16 protein-coding genes are annotated in these 15319 nt (G+C 68.8%); 11 read left to right on the top strand and 5 right to left on the bottom strand.

Going from position 1 to position 15319, the window contains the following annotated elements; translation table 11 throughout:
- Window positions 1-93 precede the first annotated feature (93 nt).
- Window positions 94-483, top strand: coding sequence for a DoxX family protein (locus HUA75_RS05080; protein ID WP_174485682.1), 390 nt, complete (start codon window positions 94-96; stop codon window positions 481-483).
- 11 nt (window positions 484-494) lie between these two features.
- Here HUA75_RS05080 and HUA75_RS05075 read toward each other — a convergent pair whose 3' ends face one another.
- A complete protein-coding gene (locus tag HUA75_RS05075) occupies window positions 495-1169 on the bottom strand; it encodes an SOS response-associated peptidase (RefSeq protein ID WP_141645719.1) in 675 nt (224 codons plus the stop codon).
- Window positions 1170-1265: 96 nt separating this feature from the next.
- Between HUA75_RS05075 and HUA75_RS05070 the strand changes: the two genes are divergently transcribed.
- The 5 genes from HUA75_RS05070 to HUA75_RS05050 all read left to right on the top strand — a co-directional run bounded on the left by HUA75_RS05070 (window position 1266) and on the right by HUA75_RS05050 (window position 5941).
- The gene (locus HUA75_RS05070; RefSeq protein ID WP_174453428.1) at window positions 1266-1484 is read left to right on the top strand and encodes a hypothetical protein; all 219 of its coding nucleotides are present in this window, start codon (window positions 1266-1268) and stop codon (window positions 1482-1484) included.
- A 60-nt stretch (window positions 1485-1544) separates the two neighbouring features.
- Entirely contained in the window at window positions 1545-2270 is a 726-nt protein-coding gene (locus HUA75_RS46450) for a hypothetical protein (RefSeq protein WP_246137467.1), read from the top strand.
- A 106-nt stretch (window positions 2271-2376) separates the two neighbouring features.
- The gene (locus tag HUA75_RS05060) at window positions 2377-3900 is read left to right on the top strand and encodes a hypothetical protein (protein ID WP_174485681.1); all 1524 of its coding nucleotides are present in this window, start codon (window positions 2377-2379) and stop codon (window positions 3898-3900) included.
- Between the two features lie 246 nt (window positions 3901-4146).
- Window positions 4147-4749, top strand: coding sequence for a TetR/AcrR family transcriptional regulator (locus HUA75_RS05055; RefSeq protein WP_141645716.1), 603 nt, complete (start codon window positions 4147-4149; stop codon window positions 4747-4749).
- A 157-nt stretch (window positions 4750-4906) separates the two neighbouring features.
- Window positions 4907-5941: an NADP-dependent oxidoreductase gene (locus HUA75_RS05050; RefSeq protein ID WP_174466782.1), complete on the top strand. Its 1035-nt coding sequence runs from the start codon at window positions 4907-4909 to the stop codon at window positions 5939-5941.
- A 145-nt stretch (window positions 5942-6086) separates the two neighbouring features.
- Here HUA75_RS05050 and HUA75_RS05045 read toward each other — a convergent pair whose 3' ends face one another.
- Both HUA75_RS05045 and HUA75_RS05040 read right to left on the bottom strand, forming a co-directional pair.
- Window positions 6087-6917, bottom strand: a complete 831-nt coding sequence (locus HUA75_RS05045; protein ID WP_174485680.1) for a response regulator — start codon at window positions 6915-6917, stop codon at window positions 6087-6089.
- Window positions 6910-8055: a histidine kinase gene (locus HUA75_RS05040; RefSeq protein ID WP_174485679.1), complete on the bottom strand. Its 1146-nt coding sequence runs from the start codon at window positions 8053-8055 to the stop codon at window positions 6910-6912. The genes HUA75_RS05045 and HUA75_RS05040 overlap by 8 nt, the downstream gene beginning before the upstream one ends.
- Before the next feature lie 172 nt (window positions 8056-8227).
- Between HUA75_RS05040 and HUA75_RS05035 the strand changes: the two genes are divergently transcribed.
- Window positions 8228-8683: a VOC family protein gene (locus tag HUA75_RS05035; RefSeq protein WP_174466779.1), complete on the top strand. Its 456-nt coding sequence runs from the start codon at window positions 8228-8230 to the stop codon at window positions 8681-8683.
- Between the two features lie 18 nt (window positions 8684-8701).
- On the opposite strand, the gene dgt is transcribed toward HUA75_RS05035, so the two are convergent.
- Entirely contained in the window at window positions 8702-10153 is a 1452-nt protein-coding gene (gene dgt, locus HUA75_RS05030; protein WP_174466778.1) for a dGTP triphosphohydrolase, read from the bottom strand.
- A gap of 230 nt (window positions 10154-10383) precedes the next feature.
- Between dgt and HUA75_RS05025 the strand changes: the two genes are divergently transcribed.
- The gene (locus HUA75_RS05025) at window positions 10384-10899 is read left to right on the top strand and encodes an OmpA family protein (protein ID WP_141645711.1); all 516 of its coding nucleotides are present in this window, start codon (window positions 10384-10386) and stop codon (window positions 10897-10899) included.
- Window positions 10900-11074: 175 nt separating this feature from the next.
- Here HUA75_RS05025 and HUA75_RS05020 read toward each other — a convergent pair whose 3' ends face one another.
- Window positions 11075-12712 (bottom strand): GMC family oxidoreductase, encoded by a 1638-nt coding sequence (locus tag HUA75_RS05020; protein ID WP_174485678.1) that lies wholly within the window; start codon window positions 12710-12712, stop codon window positions 11075-11077.
- 338 nt (window positions 12713-13050) lie between these two features.
- On the opposite strand from HUA75_RS05020, the gene HUA75_RS05015 reads away from it, so the two are divergent.
- Genes HUA75_RS05015 through HUA75_RS05005 form a run of 3 tightly spaced genes read left to right on the top strand, consistent with a single transcriptional unit; the run spans window position 13051 to window position 15288 of the window.
- Window positions 13051-13503, top strand: coding sequence for a nuclear transport factor 2 family protein (locus HUA75_RS05015; RefSeq protein ID WP_174485677.1), 453 nt, complete (start codon window positions 13051-13053; stop codon window positions 13501-13503).
- A 10-nt stretch (window positions 13504-13513) separates the two neighbouring features.
- Window positions 13514-14560 carry a sensor histidine kinase gene (locus HUA75_RS05010; RefSeq protein ID WP_174485676.1) on the top strand — a complete coding sequence of 349 codons (1047 nt, stop codon included), beginning with the start codon at window positions 13514-13516 and terminating at the stop codon, window positions 14558-14560.
- The gene (locus HUA75_RS05005; protein ID WP_174453419.1) at window positions 14557-15288 is read left to right on the top strand and encodes a LytTR family DNA-binding domain-containing protein; all 732 of its coding nucleotides are present in this window, start codon (window positions 14557-14559) and stop codon (window positions 15286-15288) included. Before HUA75_RS05010 ends, HUA75_RS05005 begins: the two co-directional genes overlap by 4 nt.
- The last annotated feature ends 31 nt before the right edge of the window (window positions 15289-15319 follow it).

Genomic DNA, 15319 nt, shown 5'->3' with positions numbered 1-15319 from the left:
CGCGACAGGGAATGAACGCCTCGCTGGGAATCCTTCGGTTCGAGGCACGACGACGTCATGCGAGGATGCGGCAACGCTTTGGAGGACTACGACATGGTGGGAAGAATGGCGTTGGGCTGGACGCTGGTGCGGGCTGTATTTGGGCTCGTGCTGGGACTGGGGCATGGGTTGCCGAAAGTCACCGGAGACATGTCCCGATTCGCCGCGGGCGTGGCGGAGCTGGGGTTCCCCTTTCCGCTCTTCTTCGCGTGGTGCGCGTCGTTGGCGGAGCTGGTGGGCGGGGTGCTCGTGGCGGTGGGGCTCTTCACACGGCCGGCCGCGGCGATGGCGGGCTTCACCATGCTGGTGGCGTTGTTCCGCCACCGCGCGGACCCGTTCGGGCGCATGGAGCTGGCGCTGCTCTATCTCACGGTGATGGTGGCGGTGGCCCTCATCGGCGGAGGGCCCTGGAGCCTGGACTCACGCGTGCGGCGCAAGGCGTAGCGGCACTCGCGCTATGCGGCCACGCGCTCCACACACGCGGGCACGTCGTTCGTGGGGATGTTGACCACGCGCGAGACCTCGTAGGCCTCCATCCCGCCGTCGACGGCGGGCACCAGCAGCGGCAACAACACCGCCGCCTCCTGGGGTTCCGGACGCAGCCATACCTCCTGCGCCTGTGGCGAAAGGATGACGGGCATCCGGTCGTGAATCGGCGCCATCAGCGCGTTGGGGCCCGTGGTGATGATGGTGCACGTGCGCAGCACCTCACCCGTGTCCGGCGCCGTCCACTCCTCCCACAACCCGGCGAGCGCCAGGGGCTTGTCGTCCTCACGGTGGAAGAGGAAGGGCGTCTTCGGCTTCGTGGACTGCTTCCACTCATACCAACCGTCCACCACCACCAGGCACCGCCGCCGCTTGAGCGCGCTGCGGAAGCTGGGCTTCTCCGCCACCGTCTCACCGCGTGCGTTGATGAGCTTGTTGCCGATGCTCGCGTCCTTCGCCCACGAAGGGATGAGTCCCCAACGAAACGCATCCAACATCCGCGCGCCGTCATTGGGCACCACGGGCATCAACTGCGTGGGCGCCAGGTTGAAGCGCGGGCGATCCACCGCCGCGCGAATGCCAGCAAGCCCCAGCTCCACCACGAGCTGGTCTGGAGAAGTCCGAACGGTGACACGGCCACACATGGGCCGGGAGTATCGCCCTGTCCACGGCGAGACCCAAGCAGTCCGTGCAGGGCCGGCCCGAAAGCAACCGGCCGGCCGACGCGGTAGACTGCGGGAATGAGCGAAGACAACCGTTCGAACTTTGGCGGGCCGTCGGAGCCGAAGAAGAACCCGAAGGTGTTCGGCGTCCCCGTGAAAATCGACCCGTACACCTCCGTGCGCCCGGAGCACCCCACCGGCGAGTACGGCATGCCCAACACGTCCACGAAGAAGAAGAGCGACAAGCCCTTCGACCCCTTCGCGGTCGTCATCGAGTCACCAGAAGGCGGCACTTGAACGACACGGCGCACTGAAACCGGACCTTCGCCCGCCGCCCCTGGTCTACATAGGCGGGCCATGAACCGGTTCACGCTCCTGTCCGTCTACGCCGCGGCCTCGCTCCTCGCCTGTACCCCGCGCGCCTCCACTCCGCCGTCGGGGGAGGATGCCAGCACACCTCCTCCGTCCACGGAGACTCAGCCCCCCGCCGCGCCCGCGAGTCCTCGAGCCGAGGGTGATGGGACTGTCGCAAGCTCCGACTCTGGCTCGCGCGTGGAGGACGCGGGCACCACGGACGCGGGCCTCCTGGCTGGGAGTCCTGGCGATGCGGGCGCCGTGAAGTGCTCCGCGATGGACCTGCCTCTCCCGGAGCCGCGCACGGGCCCGCCGCCGCCGCCGAAGGCCGTGGAGGACATGCGCCGCCGCATCATCGCCGCCGCCAGGGCCTGTGACTACGCGCAGCTCTCCAAGCTGGCGGACGAAAAGGGCAAGAGCGTGCGCTTCACCTTCGGCGATGGCGACGACGTCGCGGCGTACTGGAAGGAACGAGAGGCCGAGGGCGAGCCCATCCTCGCGCGCCTCGTCAACGTGCTGGACCTGCCCTACGCGCTGCAAGGCGGCATCTATTACTGGCCCTGGCTTCACGTGACCGGCGTCAAGAACCCGGAGGACTGGAAGGCGCTTTCCGACGTCTATTCGGAGGCGGAGTTGAAGGGCATGCGGGAGACGCGCGACAGTTACTACGGCCTGCGCGTGGGCATCAGCAAGACGGGTGACTGGCAGCTCGCCGTCTCCGGAGACTGAAGCCCGCGACGCCGTTCGCCGCACCGGGCTCACCACTCGCCGCGCGTTTCACGCCATTCCCTGCACGCCTCGGAAGGGCGATGCGCGCGGCGACATCCTGGCGGGCATGAGAAGACTTCCACTGTCACTCGTGCTCGCCACGCTGCTGTTCGCCTCCACCGCGCGCTCCGCCGAAGACACCGCCCGGCCCCGCGTCCAGGCCGCCCTGGAGGCCATGGGCGGTGAAGCACGGCTGCGGGCCCTCTCCAGCCTGCGCATTCACGGCATCGGCCACTGGAACCTGCTGGAGCAGTCCGAGCGCCCCGCCGCGCCCTGGCTCGTCATGTACGAGCAGCTCGAAGAGGTTCGGGACCTGCGCCACCGGCGCCTGCGTCAGAAGACGGAGAGCCGAGGGGCCGCGGGCCTCGACTCCTGGCAGGCCGTGACGATGATGCTGGCCGACGGCGTCGTGGCGATGGAGCGCGGTGGAAAGCTGTTCCCCGCCGGCGCCGCGCAGCTCCAGGACATGGAGGAGCGCCTGGACTTCGCTCCCGAGCGGGTCCTCTTCACCGCGCTGGAAGCCGCCGACCTGCGCGCTCTTCCCGACACCATGTTGCAGGACGTGCCCCACCATGTGGTGACGTTCCACCGTGGGAGCGCGACGGCGAGGCTGTTCCTCAATGCCCGGACCGGGCTGCCCACGCAGGTGGAGACCGTGGACGCGCACCCTGGTGACTTCTTCTGGAGCGTCTGGGGTGACGTGCGCACCCGGCTGTCGTTCCAGTCCTGGTCCCTGGAGTCCGGGGGCCTGCGCTACCCGCGGCACTGGGAATGGGAGCGCAATGGCAACGCCTATCACTCCTTCACGGTGACGCGGCTGGAGCTGGAGCCGAAGTTGTCCGAGTCCGACTTCTCCATTCCCGAGGACGTGCGCAAGGGCTTCGCGGCGCGGAGCAAGACCACGGCGGAGACCGCTCCACTGGGCCGGCCCGACCGGCCCGCCGTCGAGCTGGTGCCTGGCGTGGTGCACCTGCCCGGCGCCTGGGACGTCGTCCTCGTGAAGCAGGACGACGGTCTGGTCATCATCGAGGCACCCTTGTCCTCGGGTTACTCGGCGCGAGTGATGGATGAGGCCCAGCGGCGCTTCCCGGGCGTGAAGGTGAAGGCCGTGGTGACCACCAGCGATGCGTGGCCCCACATCGGCGGACTGCGGGAGTACGTCGCTCGCGGGGTGCCCCTCCACGTGCTGGACCTCAACCGTCCGCTGGTGGAGCGCCTGTTGAAGTCGCCCCGCACCCTCACGCCGGATGCGCTCGCGAAGTCGCCTCGCTCCAGTGCGATTCGTCCCGTCGGCACGCGCACCACGCTGGGCTCCGGGAAGAACCGCCTGGAACTGGTGCCTGTGCGCACCGAGACGGGCGAGCGCATGCTCTTCGTCGGACTCCCCGAGCACCGCCTCCTGTACACCAGCGACCTGGTGCAGCCGATGCCGGACGGCTCGTTCTTCAACGTGCAACAGCTCGCCGAGACGGTGGAGGTCGTCGCGCGCGAGAAGCTGGAGGTGGGTCGCGTCTTCGGTATGCACCTGAGCGCCAGGGAGTGGTCCGACGTGACCACCGCCGTGGAGAAGGTGCGCGCACCGGCCCCGTGACGCTCCACGCCCGCCGGCCACGGGTGTGCGAGGACTGACGCCACCTGGAAGAACTTGGGAGACCGCGCAGCCCATCCCCTCGTGGATGGGGGCGCTGGATGCCAGGGTCGAGACCTTCCTTCGTAAGCGCGGCGTCTTCCAGGAGCGGACCGTGACCGTGGATGACGTCGCGGCGCGGGTGGAGTTCTACGGACTGGGGTTCCGATTCAGTAGACGACCGGTCTAATTCGCCGTTATGTTCGACGCATGACCGCGCCCGCCGCCGCGACCGACGTCCGCCAGCACATCCTCGATGTGGCCAAGCCACTGTTGCTGCGCAAGGGCTTCACGGGAGTCGGCCTGACCGAGGTGCTCACGGCGGCGCAGGTGCCAAAGGGCTCGTTTTACCACTACTTCGGATCCAAGGAGTCGTTCGGGCAGGCGGTCATCGAGGCGTACTTCACCGACTACCTGGGGCGAATGGACGCACTGCTGTCGCAGCGGGGCACGGCCGCACGGCGGTTGACCGCCTACTTCCGCGACTGGCTCGACTCGCAGACTGGTGACGACGCGAAGAGCCGGTGCCTCGTGGTCAAGCTCGGCGCGGAGGTCAGCGATTTGTCCGAGAGCATGCGCGCGGAGCTGGAACAGGGGACGCGTGGAGTCGTCGAACGCCTGGCTCGCTGCATCGAAGCGGGCAGGACGGACGGCTCTCTGTCTGCCCCACTGGACTCGCACGCTGTCGCGGCCTCGCTCTACCAGAGCTGGCTTGGCGCCAGCCTGCTCGCCAAGATTTCTCGCGACCGCGCGCCACTGGACGCGGTCATGGCCGCCACACGGAAGCAGCTGGGTCTCACGAAAGCCCGCTGAACGGGAACGGGGCACGGGTGTGCCCCTTTTTTTGCCAGCTCACTAGACGACCGGTCTATTCCGGTCCGCACACCGCTCTCGCGACGTCCGTGCATGTGCATGCGGCGACGCCAGAGCGCTCCAGCAGAACGTCTCCCCACACCCCAGGAGCAAGCCCATGAAGCCAGATGCCGCCGTCAATCGCCGTGTCGTCCTCGCCGCGCGTCCACGCGGGTCGCCGACGCCCCGGGACTTCCGTCTCGACGAAGTCGCCGTACCGACGCCCGCCGAAGGACAGGTGCTGCTGCGCACGCTGTACCTGTCGCTCGACCCGTACATGCGCCAGGTGATGGACGAAATCCCTCCGGTCTACGCGCCCTCGGTGCCGCTGGGTGACCCCATGGCGGGCGGCACGGTCAACCGCGTCGTCGCGTCCAGGCATCCGCGATTCCGCGCCGGTGACCTGGTGCTCGGCAGAGCGGGCTGGCAGGACTACGCGCTGTCGGACGGGCAAGACCTGGTCCCGCTCGGCGCGCTGACGCAGCCGTCACTGGCGCTGGGCGTGCTCGGCATGCCCGCGTTCACCGCCTACGTGGGCCTGCTCGACATCGGCCGCCCCCAGCGGGGCGAAACCGTGGTCGTGGCCGCCGCATCCGGCGGGGTCGGCGCGGTGGTCGGGCAGCTCGCCCGGCTCAAGGGCGCGCGCGTGGTCGGCATCGCCGGCGGCGCGGACAAGTGCCGCTACGCGGTCGAGGAGCTCGGCTTCGACGTCTGCCTCGACCGCAGAGACCCTCGGCTGGCCGAACACCTCGCGGCCGCCTGCCCGAACGGCATCGACATCTATTTCGAGAACGTCGGCGGCGCGGTGTTCGAGGCGGTGCTGCCACTGCTCAACGTCGGCGCGCGCGTGCCGGTGTGCGGTTTGATTTCGCACTACAACGAAGAGACGCCGCCGGCGGGGCCGAACCTGCTGCCTGGGGTGATGACGGCCGTGTTGCAGAAGCGCATCACCGTGCAGGGCCTGGTCATCCTCGACCACTACGCCGACCGCTTCGACGCCTTCTTCCGCGACATGGGCGAGTGGGTCGCCGCCGGACAGGTGAAGCTGCGTGAGGACGTGGTCGACGGCCTGGAGAACGCGCCGACAGCGCTCATCGGCCTGCTCCAGGGACGCAACTTCGGCAAGCTCGTGGTGCGTGTCGCCGACGTCTGACGTCGCCCCAGGCAGGTCACCGGGGTGGCATCGCGGCGGACAGGTCGATGGGTTCACCTGTCGCCGCGCCCGCTTCGGAGACTGAATGACCACCCTCCCCTGTTGCCCCGGAAGAATGCCGCAAGCGTTCGCGTGAAGGGTCCGCTCAGCGGGCCCGGCCGAGCCTGCGCTCCAGCACGTCCTTGCGAGTGCGGCTCACCCGCAGCCTCTGGCCAGTGCTCAGCACCACCACCGTCTCCGTGGGCGAGTCGTGGTGCAGCTCACGGATGCGCTCCACGTTGACGATGACCGAGCGGTGGATGCGCACGAAGCGCTCCGCATCCAGACGGGACTCCAGGGCCGCGAGGCTCTCTCGCAGCACATGCTCCCGGTCCCCGACGTGCAACGTGACGCAGTAGTCGTCAGCCCCAATCCAGTCGATGTCCGCCACCGGCACCAGCACCGAGCGCGTGCCCACCTTCACCAGCAACCGATCCATGGGCTCGCCCGGACGCGCGGGCTCCGAAGGGGGTGGCTCGGCAGCCCCTGTCCCCTGCGCGGGAACAGCGGGGCCCGCCGCGTCCGCCAGCAGGGCCGCGAGCTTCCGCCCCAGCTCCACCGCTTCGCCCTGCCGCAGCCGCTGCCGGGCCCGGTGCAGCGCCTCGTCGAAGCGCTCGTCCGCGAAGGGCTTCACCAGGTAGTCCACCGCGTGCATGTCGAACGCGCGGACGGCGAAGGTGTCGTATGCGGTGACGAAGATGACCGCGGGCATCCGCGCCGCGCCCACTTCCCTGATGACGCCGAAGCCATCCAGCTCCGGCATCTGCACGTCGAGCAACACCAGGTGAGGCCGCAGCGAGTGGATGGCGGACACCGCCTCGCGTCCGTCACGACACTCGCCACACACCGTCACGTCCGCGTGTCGGCTCAGCGCCTGCCGCAGTCCCCGTCGGGCCAGCGGCTCATCGTCCACCAGCAGGACGCTCAGCTCAGCCACGCGCGACTCCCGCCTCGGACACCGTGACGACGGCGTGGAAGGGCAGCGTGACAGTGGCCACCGTGCCCACACCCTCCCTCGGTGGAGCCACGACGACACGCCCCGCGTCGCCATAGAGCTGCGACAAGCGTGCCCGCGTGTTGGACAGGCCGATTCCCGGGCTGCGCTCCAGGTCGAAGCCAGCCGGGAGCCCCGGCCCGTCGTCCTCCACCTCGAGCGACAACGCGTCTCCCTGGCGACGCGCACGGATGCGCAGCACGCCCGCCGCCGTACGCGCGGAGACCCCGTGGCGGATGGCGTTCTCCACCAGCGGCTGGAGCACCAGGTGCGGCACCCGCGCGTCCAGGAGCGCATCGTCCACGTCCCAGTCGACGCGCAAGCGGTCCTGGAAGCGAAGCTGCTGGATTTCCAGATAGCGCGACAGCACCGCCACCTCTTCTCGCAGCGAGACCTCTTGCGTGGCGCCCTGCTTCAACAACCCGCGCAGGATGTCACCGAGCAGCACGAGCATCCTCGCGGCCGTGTCCGTCTCCTGCGCGCGCACCAGCACGACGATGGCGTTGAGGGTGTTGAACAGGAAGTGCGGATGGAGCTGGACCTGGAGGGCCTGGAGCCGGGCTTCGGAGAGCTCGATGGCCAGCGCCGCGGCCTGACGCTCCTTCTCCCGAGCCCTCTGCTGGGAGGCAAGCGACTGCGCCACACCGACCACCGCCGCGTAGGTCATCGCCATCATCGGCAGCCAGCCCAGCGAGTAGCGCAGCAGCATCATCGCGAAGGAAGGCCCACCCGCGCCCATCGCTGGCACGAAAGCGCGCTGAAAGACGGTGTACACGAGCGCGAAGAGACACCCCACGCTCAGGCAGGCCAACAGGTGGCTCGCCCAGGCGCGCGCACGAAAGGGCCGCCCCAGCCGCCACCTGCGCGCGAGGTGGAAGACGATGGGCGTGGCGGGCACCCACACGTACCAGGCTGGCAGCTGTGACACGAAGGCGCGCCAAGGCTCCAGCGGCTTGGGGCTCGACAGGCTGAAGAAGTACGTCTCCAGCGCGGAGAGCGTCCCGGGCACGGTCCACACCGCGACCTGGCCCAGCCATCGCCGCCATGGGGAGGACGGCGTCTCTTCTTCCAGCGGTGTCACGATGCCGCCGAGTGTAGCGGAGCCCCCAGGAGAGACCTACGTCGACGTCGCGCCAGGGGTACCCGGGAGACGCACCTCCCTCGCCACCTCGGAGAGCCGGGGCTCGGGCGGGGGTATCGCTTGCGAGCCTCGCGCCTGGTGCCCACCTGTCCCGGAAGGAGGCTCGAGGCCCATGGGACTTGGACGAACGAAGGCGGTGCCCACCCTGGCGGTGACGGACCTGAAGACGGCCCGGCGGTTCTACAGCGAAGTGCTGGGGTTGGAAGAAGTGTCGGAGCTGGGAGAGGAAGGCGCGGCCATGTTCCGCTCGAGCGGGGATTCCTACCTGTTGCTCTATGAGCGCTCGACGCCCTCCGGCTCCACCGCGACCGCGTGCTCATTCGCCGTGGAGGACGTGGAGGCGACGGTGGACGGCTTGCGGAGCGCCGGCGTGAAGCTCGAGGACTACGACATTCCAGAGATGGGCATCCAGACGCGCAATGGAATCGCCACCATGGGGGACATCAAGTCCGCGTGGTTCAAGGACCCGTCGGGCAACATCCTGGCCATCGACAACTCGCTCTCCCAGTTGGAGCAGCGCGCACGCGACCGCCGCACGGGGGCACGCTCGGAGGACTTGCACGCCTGAGGCACGGAGAGGGCGCCGCTAGGTCGGCAGCTTGATGCCGGACAACCGCTGGTACAGCTCCACCGCGAAGCCGTCCGTCATCCCGGAGATGTAGTCCGTGACGCACAGGAGCCGCTGGTACATGGACAACCTCGCGAGCGCCTCACCGATGTCCTCGCTCTTCAGCGGATTGTCTGGCCGCTGAAACAGCTCCAGGGGGAGAAGCTGTCGCAGCTTCTTCTCCTCGCGATTGGGCGTGTCCGTCACCACCGCCCCCGCGAACATGTCGAGCAGGCCACCCAGTGTCTTGAAGCCCGCGCTCTCGATTTGCAGCACGCGCTCGCTCTCGTAGCCCTGGCGCCGCGTCAGCTCCTTGATGACCTTCAGCGGCACGCGGACCTCGTCCCGCGCGGAGACCAGTGGCGTCTCCCACTCCCCCGCCTCCATCGCCTCCACGTGCTCCAGGAACACGCGCACACACGCCTGGATGAGCACGCCAATCGCCCGAGCCCGCGCCTGCGCCATCCGCGTCTCCGGGTGCGCCGGAGGCGGCCGGACCTCGCCCTTCACCGGTGACGGCAGCACCTTGTCCAGCAGCTCGCAGGCGTCCTTTGTCGGAATCAGGCCGAGCTTCGCGGAGTCCTCCAGGTCGATGACCGCGTAGCAGATGTCGTCCGCCGCCTCGACGAGGAAGGCCAACGGGTGCCGGGAGAAGACTCCCTCCTCGCGCTCTCGCAGGCCCGCGGCGCGATAGGCCTCCAGCGCCAGCACACGGTCGTCCTGGAAGTAACCGAACTTCTTCTCCGACACGCGCCCCTTCACCGGCTCGCGGCCGCCTGGGAGGACGGACGGGCGCGGGTACTTGCTCATCGCGCCGAGCGTCGCCGCCGTGTAGCGCAACCCGCCCCGCCGCTCGCGCGACTGGAGCCGGTTGAGGATTCGAAAGCCCTGCGCGTTGCCCTCGAAGCTCTCCAGGTCCTTCCACTCCTCCGGAGAACCGAAGGGACTCGGGCGGTTTGAAGGCGCGCTGCCCGGGGCCGTGAGTCGCTGCTCCACCCAGTGCTGGATGGCCGCCTCTCCGGAGTGGCCGAAGGGCGGATTGCCGATGTCGTGCGCCAGGCACGCCGCCGCGACGATGGTGCCCAGGTGCGAGGGCTCCACCTTCACGTCCTGCATCTTCAGGCCGCGGCCCGCGAGCTGGCCCAGCGAGCGCCCCACGCAGGACGCCTCGATGCTGTGGGTCAGTCGCGTGCGCGTGTAGTCGCTCGACGAGAGGGGGAAGACCTGCGTCTTGTCATGCAGGCAACGAAACTCGCTGGAGAAGACGATGCGGTCGTAGTCCACGTCGTACGGCGTGCGCTCGTCCAACGGGAGATGCTCGTAGCTGGTGGGCGCCTTCTCCACCAACGCCTCCGCTGGCTTCACGTCCGAGCCTACCCGGTGCCCCGAGAGGAACTGCCGCCACCGCTCCGTCCGACTGCCGCTGCCCACGGATGCCTCACTGTCGCTGCGTGGAAGGACTCCGGGTGTCCATGCTGCTCCGCCCACACGCCGAGGCAAGTTTTCCCGGGACCTCCAGCCCGAGGGTACTCCCTCCCACCCCGGCAGGCGGGCGGCGGCTCCACCGGCCGGGAGGCATCGTGGTGCTGGACGGGAGAGGAGTCCCTGGGCAGCCTGCGTCCCCGGTTCCCTTCCCCATTGGAACCCAAGGAGTCCCACGTATGAAGCTCAAGGCGTTGTGCATCGCCGTGTCGCTGCTGGCCGTCCCGAGCGTGGCCGCCGCGCAGAGCCCCTTCGATTCCATCAAGAAGGCCGCGGGCGACGCGGGCAAGTCCACCGTCGAGAAGAAAGTCAACACCAAGCTGACGGACGAGGCGAAGAAGAACCAGTGCAGCTTCAAGACGGGCACCGCGGAGCTGGCCCCTGGCTGCGACGCGAAGCTCAAGAAGCTCGCCAACGCCCTCGTCGACGCCAAGAAGCAGCTCACCGCCGCGGGAGTGAAGACCTACAAGTTCGAGGTCTCTGGCCATACCGATTCGACGGGTGACGCCGCGAAGAACAAGCAGCTCAGCGAGCAGCGCGCGGAGGCCATCGTCAAGGAGTTGGTCGCCCGAGGCATCTCCCGGAGCGAAATCACCGCCGTGGGGCTGGGCGCGGATCGCCCCCTGGTGAAGCCGGACAACACCGAGGCGAAGAAGGCGAAGAACCGCCGCTACGAGCTCCAGGTCCGCCTGTAGCCGTCGTCAGCGCATCAGTTGCGGGAGGGCGGCGCCGTCACTCCATCGACGGCGCTGTCCCCTCCGCGCCGTCATCCGCGTGTAGCCGTCTTCAGCGCCTCAGTTACGAAGGCCGGTGCCGTCACTCCACCGACGGCACTGTCGTCCGAATGCACTGCCGGGATTGAACCCAAACTCAGCGCGTGAGCTGCGGCGCCGTCTCCGACACACCCGGCGACACGGTCCTCTTCACTTCGTTGCCTGCGTGCGCGGCTGGGATGAACGTCATCGCGCGCTCGGCGAGCGCGGTGATGGTGAGCGAAGGGTTGACGCCCGGATTGGCGGAGATGGCCGAGCCATCCACCACGTACAGGCCCTCGTAGCCGAAGACGCGGTGGCGATGGTCGATGACGCCCGTCTCCGCCGAGTCTCCCATGCAGCAGCCACCCAGGATGTGCGCGGTGGTGGGGATGCCCAGCACCGTCTCGCTCACCATCGTCATGGGATACCCGTCGAGCTTGTCGGACACGCGCTTCGCCAGGTCGAACGCCTCCGGCATGTTGGAGGTCGGCGCGGGGCCGGACTGGAGGCCCGTGGTGAGGCCCCTGCGCAGGCCGGTGGTCAGCCCTCTCGCGCGCCGCATGCGCAGGTGACCTTCCAGCGTGCGCATGTAGAGGAGAATCATCGTCCGCCGCGCGAAGTCCGGAACAAACCAGGCCTTGAGGAAGCGCAATGGATGCCGCGCGAGCAGCGCGAAGAGCCGCGCCACCCGCGTGAGCATCGTCGTCCCGCGCACCTGCGGCGCCATCAGCAGGCGGAAGAATCCCGACCCCGCCGAGTAGCGCACCGGCTCCAGGTGCGAGCGCTCGTCGGTGTGCAGGATGGAGCCGATGGCGATGCCCTTCGAGAGGTCCTGGTCCTTGTGCCCGCTCACGATGCCCACCAGGGCCTCGGAGTTGGTGCGCACGCTGTCACCCAGTCGCTCCGACAGCCGGGGCAGTCCGTCCGGACGCTCCTTCAAGCGCAGCAGCAGGTCCACGGTGCCCAGCACGCCCCCGGCGAAGACGACGTTGCGCGCGGTGAAGCGCAGCGTCTTCCGGGAGAACAGGCCGGTGCCCTGGCGCGCCTCCACCTCGTAGCCACCCTCCGGCAGCGGGCGCACCCACGTCGCCTCGGTGTCGGCGTGAAGGGTGAGGCCGCGCTTCTCCGCGAGGTGGAGGTAGTTCCGGTCCAGCGTGTTCTTCGCGCCGTGGCGACAGCCGAGCATGCAGCCGCCGCACGCGATGCAGCCGGTGCGCTCCGGGCCCTCGCCTCCGAAGTAGGGGTCCTTCACAGTGACGCCCGGCTCGCCGAAGTAGACCGCCACGGTGGCGGGCTCGAAGCCCTGACGGCCGATGTCCTTGCCCACCTCCGCGAGCACCCGGTCCGGCACCGTGGTGAGCGGATTGAGCGTGGCGCCGAGCATCCGTCGCGCGGTGCGGTAGTGCCCGGACAGCTCCTCCTTCCAGTTCGCGAGGTGCCCCCACGAGGTGGCCTCGAAGAAGTCATCCTTCGGAACGGGCAGCGTGTTCGCGTAGACGAGCGAGCCTCCGCCCACCCCCACGCCGGACAGCACGGTGACGTGGCGGAAGAACGTCATCTTGAACAGGCCGCGCCAGCCGAGCTGTGGCATCCACAACCAGCGCTTCAGGTCCCAGTTCGTCTTCGGGAAGTCGGCGGCGAGCAGACGCTGGCCCTTCTCCAGCATCACCACGCGGTAGCCCTTCTCGGTCAACCGCAGCGCGCTGACACTGCCGCCGAAGCCCGAGCCGATGATGAGCCAGTCGCAGTCCATGCGTCTCCCGTCCTCATGTTCCGATGCGCCACCATCCCGAACCGTCGCAACCGGGGCGACCTGCTCGGGCGGCAGCACTCTATGCGAAACACCTCCACCACCAGGGCCCCGAGAAGCAGGCGTACCGCTCCGCGCTGCCCGCCCGTCTGGCAGGTAGGAGACATAAATCGGGATTTCTCGGTGCGCTTTCCGTGGGACCCGGCGGCTCCTGGCGCGCCGCTCGTCGCCTGCGAGCACCGTCCGGCGGTGTCTGACGCCGTTGGAAGAAGCGCGCTGTGCGGACAGGCGAGTCTCCGTTACCCCTGTCGCCGACACCTCGACGCAAACAGGAGACACCCATGAAGCAGCACCTCAGGAACGCGGTCGCCGTGGGCTCGGTCATCGTGGGAGCGGTACTCGCTTCGGGCAGCGCGCTCGGCACGCCCGCCCCTTCGGAAGACGAGGCTGGCGCGCGACGCGCAGTGGAGCTCTATCTGAAAGGCCACGCCACCGGACAGGTGGCCCCCTTTCGGGAGGCCATGCACGACGAGATGAAGATGTTCCTCAACCGGAATGGAGCGCTCGTGAGGAAGACCACCGCCGAGTACCTCGCGGGCGTGAACGGGAAGCCCGCCGCGGACGAAGCGAAGCGCAAGCGCCGATTGGTCAGCCTGGACGTCACCGGTGACGTGGGCGTCGCCAAGGTCGAGTTCGACCACCCCGACGCGTTCATGACGGACTACCTCACCGTCATCAAGACCGACGGCGCCTGGAAGATCATCAACAAGGTGGTTCACATCCAGAAGCGCTAGAACCCCGAGCATGCGGCTTGGTGCTCGGTTCTGGAAGGTCCAGCTCTGGGGCTGGGGGGCGTACGCGCTCGCCGGCTATGTCCTGTCCATCCCCAACCTGGAGCATGGCGGCACGAAGGAGCACCTCTTCGTCATCGGACTGAAGCTGGTGCGCTCCCTGCTGGGGCTGGGCATCAGCTTGACGATGGCGAGGGTGCTCTCACGGCTGTGGGCGCGGCGCGCACCGGCCTGGGTGCTGGGCACGGTGGGCCTGACGCTCTCTTCGCTGCTGGCCGTGGTGTGGCTGGGGCTGTTGCGCTGGAGCTTCGGGCTGGTCCCCGTGTTCCATCCGGCCTTCACTCACGATGCGCTCAACTGCACCATCGTCCTCCTGGCGTGGAGCGCGCTGTTCCTGGGCAATGCCTACCGGCTCGACCTGGAGGCGGAGCGGGAGCGCGCGCTGCGAGCCCTGTCGCTCGCCACCGAGGCACGCTGGCAGATGCTTCGCTATCAGGTGAACCCCCACTTCCTCTTCAACGCGCTCAACTCCATCCGCGCGCTCGTGGACGAGGAACCCGGACGCGCGAGACAGATGATCACGGAGCTGGCCGACTTCTTCCGCTACTCACTGTTGGAGACGCGAGAGCGGGAGGTGCCGCTCGGAGAGGAGCTGCGCGCGATTCGCAGCTACCTGGAGATTCAGCGCATCCGCTTCGAGGAACGGCTGCGCGTCACGTTCGACGTGGGGCCCGGCGCGGAAGGGGCACGGCTGCCGGGCTTCCTGATTCACCCCCTGGTGGAGAACGCGGTGAAGCACGGACTCGACAGTCAGAAGGGACCGCTGGAGCTGCGCATTCGAGCGTCGCGACAGGGCGACACGCTGGAGGTCGAGGTGGCCAACACCGGCTCCTGGCGCGAGCCGACGTCTCGGCCCGAGAGCACCGGCACAGGCCTTGCCAATGTCCGCGAGCGACTGGAGCACGCGTACCCGGGCCGGCATCGCTTCACCGTGGGCGCGGATGGCGGCTGGGTGAGGGCCTCCCTTCATGTGGAGCTGGCACGGCGGGAGGCGGCGTGAGCGCGAAGCTCGGAGTGCTGCTGGTGGATGACGAGCGACTGGCGCGCAACGAACTGCGCAAGCTGCTCAAGCCCCACCCGGAGCTGGAGGTGGTGGGCGAAGCGGCGGACGCGGACGAGGCCGCGCAGCGCATCGCGGAGCTGGACCCCGACGTGCTCTTCCTCGACGTGCAGATGCCGGGAGCCTCGGGCTTCGACCTGCTGTCGCGCGTGGAGGTCCGTGCCCAGGTCGTCTTCGTCACCGCGTACGACGCGCACGCGCTGCGAGCCTTCGAGGTCAACGCCCTGGACTACCTGCTCAAGCCCGTGCACCCGCAGCGCCTGCGCGCCACGGTGGACCGGGTGCTCCAACGCGCGATGCCCGCGACACCGGTGGAAGCGCCTCGGCCGCTGGCGCTCGATGACCACCTCTTCCTGTCCGGGGAGCGCCGGGTGCGCTTCATTCAAGTCTCGGACCTCTCGGCCGTGTGCAGCGCCGGGGACTACTCGGAGCTGGTGACGCGTGACGGTCAGCGCCATCTGCTCCCCCGCCCGCTCTCGGAGTGGGAAGCGCGGCTGCCGGAGAAGCACTTCGTCCGCATCCACCGGGGCACCATCATCAACCTGGGCTGCGTGGAGCGCGTGGAGAGCGAAGGTGATGAGGGCTTTCGCGTCCACGTCCGGGGCGCGGGGGCGCCGCTCTCCATGAGCCGTCGATATGCGGCGCGGCTCAAGTCCCGGCTGACCTGAAGCGCCACCTGCCCAGCACAGGAGGAGCCCC

Origin of the sequence: Myxococcus sp. CA040A, assembly GCF_013336725.1 — a bacterium.
Classification (GTDB): Bacteria; Myxococcota; Myxococcia; order Myxococcales; family Myxococcaceae; genus Myxococcus; species Myxococcus llanfairpwllgwyngyllgogerychwyrndrobwllllantysiliogogogochensis.
Note: the sequence above shows the minus strand (reverse complement) of the source record. Positions and strands in the feature narration are given on the sequence as shown.

Coding starts and splice junctions, on each gene's coding strand:
- HUA75_RS05075 (WP_141645719.1), bottom strand. CDS start 1,169: ATGTGTGGCCGTGTCACCGTTCGGACTTCTCCAGACCAGCTCGTGGTG.
- HUA75_RS05010 (WP_174485676.1), top strand. CDS start 13,514: ATGCGGCTTGGTGCTCGGTTCTGGAAGGTCCAGCTCTGGGGCTGGGGG.
- HUA75_RS05055 (WP_141645716.1), top strand. CDS start 4,147: ATGACCGCGCCCGCCGCCGCGACCGACGTCCGCCAGCACATCCTCGAT.
- HUA75_RS05015 (WP_174485677.1), top strand. CDS start 13,051: ATGAAGCAGCACCTCAGGAACGCGGTCGCCGTGGGCTCGGTCATCGTG.
- HUA75_RS05020 (WP_174485678.1), bottom strand. CDS start 12,712: ATGGACTGCGACTGGCTCATCATCGGCTCGGGCTTCGGCGGCAGTGTC.
- HUA75_RS05060 (WP_174485681.1), top strand. CDS start 2,377: ATGAGAAGACTTCCACTGTCACTCGTGCTCGCCACGCTGCTGTTCGCC.
- HUA75_RS05050 (WP_174466782.1), top strand. CDS start 4,907: ATGAAGCCAGATGCCGCCGTCAATCGCCGTGTCGTCCTCGCCGCGCGT.
- HUA75_RS46450 (WP_246137467.1), top strand. CDS start 1,545: ATGAACCGGTTCACGCTCCTGTCCGTCTACGCCGCGGCCTCGCTCCTC.
- HUA75_RS05070 (WP_174453428.1), top strand. CDS start 1,266: ATGAGCGAAGACAACCGTTCGAACTTTGGCGGGCCGTCGGAGCCGAAG.
- HUA75_RS05025 (WP_141645711.1), top strand. CDS start 10,384: ATGAAGCTCAAGGCGTTGTGCATCGCCGTGTCGCTGCTGGCCGTCCCG.
- HUA75_RS05035 (WP_174466779.1), top strand. CDS start 8,228: ATGGGACTTGGACGAACGAAGGCGGTGCCCACCCTGGCGGTGACGGAC.
- HUA75_RS05080 (WP_174485682.1), top strand. CDS start 94: ATGGTGGGAAGAATGGCGTTGGGCTGGACGCTGGTGCGGGCTGTATTT.